Below are 3,943 nucleotides of genomic sequence, written 5' to 3'. Positions count from 1 at the left end.
CGACTGGGCTGACCCTGGTCAACGACCTGCCGCAGCCATGGCAGGTCCAGGTGCGCACGCGGGTGGTCGACGAGGCCGGCCAGGTGTTCCACGAGCAGCACCAGCACGTCACGGTCGCCGCCGACGGCCACCTGGTCATCGAGCCCGAGTCGGTGCCCGCTGGCGCGGCGGCCGTCGTGGTCGATGCTGACGGTCTGCGCGGCGTGCGGTGGGTGCTGCCCGACCTCGAACTGGCCCATCCCACCGCGATCGTGAGTGTCGACAGCGTGAGTGGTGACGGTGCGACGGCGACGGTAGCCATCACGGCCCATACACTGGTGCGAGACCTGGCACTGCTGGCAGAGACCCACCCCAACCTGCCCGACGCCATCGTCGACCACCAGTTGCTTACCCTGCTTCCTGGAGAGCATGCCACGTTGACCGTGGCCGGCGTGGGCAACATCGACCTTGACCCTGCCACGTGGGCCGGCCTGCTGACGTCAGGTACGCCTCTGGAGGTTGTGGAGGGCGCGCGTGACTGAGGCGCACGAGGCATGGGTTCCTGGCTCACCGGAGTATCTGGCTGCCATGCGGGCGGACCTGCTGAAGTTCATGACTGGCGCACGCGTCGACGATGGCTTTGGATGGCTGACTGACACCGGCAAAGTGGATGGTTCCCGTCCGGTGGAACTGTGGATCACCTGCCGAATGACACACGTGGCCGCGCTCGGGCTGCTGGCCGGCGAGCCTGCGGCAGAGGGGGGACCTGACGCCGACACGCTGCACGAGTGGGTCGGGCACGGCGTCGCTTCGCTCCAGGGTGCGTTAAAGGACCACGCGCACGGCGGCTGGTACGCCGCCGTGCGCGGTGGTGCCGTGATCAACGGTGCCAAGCAGGCTTACGGCCATGCGTTTGTGGTGCTAGCCGCCTCGTCCGCGGCGGCCGCGGGAGTGGAGGGCGCATCGGCGCTGCTCACGGAGGCGCTCGAGGTGTCGCTGACACGGTTCTGGGATGACGCCGAGGGGCTGTCGCTTGAGGAATGGGACGAGTCCTGGGTCACGCTCGACGAGTACCGCGGCATCAACGCGAACATGCACACAGTGGAGGCCTACCTCGCCGCAGGCGACGTGACGGGCGACGGCGCGTGGCACGAGAGGGCAGCGCGGATCTGTGCCCGCGTGGCCGCGTGGGCACAGGACAACTCGTGGCGCATCCCTGAGCACTTCGACGCCACGTGGAAGCCAGTCCTTGAGCACCATCGGGACCAGCCCGCCCATCCGTTCCGCCCCTACGGCGCGACGGTGGGCCACGGACTGGAGTGGGCACGGCTCATCCTTGCGGTCGACGAAACCCTCGGTGACCGTGCCCCGGCCGGGCTACGCGACGCGGCCATCCAGCTGTTTGGCCAGGCCGTCAGCGACGGTTGGGACGCCGACGGGGCGCCGGGCTTCGTGTACACGACCGACTGGCAAGGCCAACCGGTGGTTCACGAGCGCATGCACTGGGTGGTGGCCGAGGCGATCAACGCGGCGGTGGCGCTCGCCGATGCCACGGGTGAGCGGCGCTACCTTGAGGACGCGCAGGCCTGGTGGCGCTATGTCGAGGACTACCTCGTGGACCGCTCGTGCGGCTCCTGGCGGCACGAGTTGGACCGCGTGAACCAGCCCTCGGCCGAGGTCTGGCCGGGCAAACCAGACGTCTACCATGCGTATCAAGCTGCCTTGATGCCCACGGTCCCGCTCGTCCCGTCGTTTGCGGCTGCCCTGGCCCAGCGTCAGGAGCACCGCGCATGAGTGCCGTTCTTGTGGTCGGTGAGAGCGTGCTTGACATCGTCGAGTCCGCCACCGGGGAGGTGGTGGCTCACGCGGGGGGCAGCCCCGCCAACGTAGCTGTCGGTCTCGCGCGGCTCGGCCAACAGGCGACGCTCGTGACGGAACTAGGACCGGACGAGGCGGGGGCCACGATGCTCGCCCATCTCGCCGCCGCGGACGTCACCACGGTCGTGGCGCCGTCAAGCCGGAGCACCCCCACGGCCCGGGCCGTGCTCCAACCAGATGGTTCTGCTCACTACGACTTTGACATCGACTGGACGCTCGGTGCGCTAGGGCCACTGGCCGGTGACCACGTCCACACGGGATCGATCGCATCGCACCTCGAACCTGGAGCGGCCGCCGTTGCGGACCTCCTGCGCACCATGGCGCCACACGCGACGGTCAGTTACGACCCCAACATCCGGGCGGCGCTCTTGGGTGATCATGCGCAAGTTGTCGCTCGCACCGAGGCCATTGTCCGGTTGTCACACGTGGTCAAGGCCAGCGATGAGGACCTGGCATGGCTGTATCCGGGCCTCGGCGTCGAGGACGCCCTGCGAGGGTGGGCGCAGGCGGGCCCATCACTCGTGGTGGCCACCATGGGCGCCGAAGGCTCCCTGGTGTGCGCGGGAGGCCAGGTTGCCAAGGTGGCACCCGTGACAGTCGACGTGGTGGACACCGTGGGAGCCGGGGATTCCTATATGGCGGCTCTGCTCGATGGACTCTTGCGTGACGGGATACTGGGAGTCGACGGCGCGGCTTCGCTCTCGCAGGCATCGGCCTATCGGTTGATGGGGGCGGTCGAACGCGCCGCACGTGCCGCTGCGATCACCGTGTCGCGAGCCGGAGCCAACCCGCCCACGGCCGCGGAACTCGATCACGAGGGGTAAGTCTCCTTGGTCGGCGGGTGGGTGCTCGCGCGATAGTGTCGAGGGGCCGCCAAGGCGGGCCCCTTGCAATGCCGCGGGGGGCGCACGTGACGGGAAGATGAGCACACATGACCCTCACTGGTACTACTCGCACGCCCGCGTGCGCATGGACCTTGCACCTGATTGAGCCTGCTGCCGATGCCCCCGCGGGTGCGGTCGCTGCGCTGAGCGAAGGCGTGACGATCGGCGCCCCGAGCAGCGTGCTGGGGCGACTGATCGAGCTTGGCCTCGCAGGCGATGTCACGGTCGACGCCGTCGAGCAGGACGTCGCCTGGGTGGCATCGTCGATGTGGAGTTATCGCACCACGCTTGCGCGGCTGGGCGACGGTTCGCGGGTCCGGCTCGTGTTCGAGGGAGTCGATACGTTCGCGACCGTGCGCGTCGACGGGGTCGAACTGCTGCGCACCGACGACATGTTTCATCGCTGGGAACTCGATCTGGGGGTCGACGGCACCGCGGGGCAATGGGACATCGAGGTGGAGTTTGACCCCGTCGAGCCGATCGCGTGGCAGCGGGAGGCGCAGCAGTGGTACCCGCACTCCGAGCTGTATCCCATTCCTTACAACCAGGTGCGCAAGATGGCCTGCTCGTTTGGGTGGGACTGGGGGCCGACGACTATGACGGCCGGTCTCTATCGCTCGGTGGTCCTTGAGCGCACTCCCATCGCGCGTATCTCCGCATCGAGGCTGTCGGCGCTATGGAGCGACGGCGCAGTGCTCGAGGGTCACCTGCAGTTCGAGGGGGAGGTGGACGCGTGTCGGCTTGCCGTACGAGACCTCGATCGAGCGACCACCGTGTCCCACGTCCTCACCGCGGCCGATGCGCGTGCCGGGTTCTCGTTTGATGTTCCCGGGGCACTGCGCTGGGATGTGCGCGAGCGTGGCGACCAACCGCTGTACGACGTCGAGGTCACGGCCCTGGGCGCCGACGGTGCCGTTCTCGACACCGTCGTGCGGCGCATGGGCTTTCGTACGGTGGAGTTGGTGCAGGAGCCCGATGAGGTGGGGACCTCGTTCGAGATTCATGTCAACGGCTCCCGGGTGTGGTGCCGCGGGTTCAACTGGATTCCAGCGGACGTCCTTCCGGAGCGGATCTCGCGGGAGCACCTGCGTGCGCTGATCGAGCAGGCGGTGGCCACGGGCGCGAACATGCTGAGGGTCTGGGGCGGCGGCGTCGTGGAGTCCGACGACTTCTACGACCTGTGCGACGAACTGGGCGTGTTG

General features: G+C 68.3%; 3 protein-coding genes and 1 pseudogene. All 4 read left to right on the top strand.

Annotated features, from left to right (window positions below):
* Positions 1-521: pseudogene (locus tag ACK5NO_RS00965) on the top strand (hypothetical protein); the annotation flags it as partial.
* A complete protein-coding gene (locus ACK5NO_RS00960; RefSeq protein WP_416810796.1) occupies positions 514-1,773 on the top strand; it encodes an AGE family epimerase/isomerase in 1,260 nt (419 codons plus the stop codon). The pseudogene ACK5NO_RS00965 and the gene ACK5NO_RS00960, both read left to right, overlap by 8 nt.
* The gene (locus ACK5NO_RS00955; RefSeq protein ID WP_416810795.1) at positions 1,770-2,681 is read left to right on the top strand and encodes a PfkB family carbohydrate kinase; all 912 of its coding nucleotides are present in this window, start codon (positions 1,770-1,772) and stop codon (positions 2,679-2,681) included. The genes ACK5NO_RS00960 and ACK5NO_RS00955 overlap by 4 nt, the downstream gene beginning before the upstream one ends.
* Before the next feature lie 107 nt (positions 2,682-2,788).
* On the top strand, positions 2,789-3,943 hold a 1,155-nt coding region (locus tag ACK5NO_RS00950), incomplete at its 3' end, for a glycosyl hydrolase 2 galactose-binding domain-containing protein (RefSeq protein ID WP_416810794.1).

Origin of the sequence: Demequina sp., from assembly GCF_047975725.1 — a bacterium.
Lineage (GTDB): Bacteria > Actinomycetota > Actinomycetes > Actinomycetales > Demequinaceae > Demequina.
The sequence above is the reverse complement of the archived record's forward strand: the minus strand, read 5'-3'. Positions and strand labels throughout refer to the sequence as shown.

Coding starts and splice junctions, on each gene's coding strand:
- ACK5NO_RS00955 (WP_416810795.1), top strand. CDS start 1,770: ATGAGTGCCGTTCTTGTGGTCGGTGAGAGCGTGCTTGACATCGTCGAG.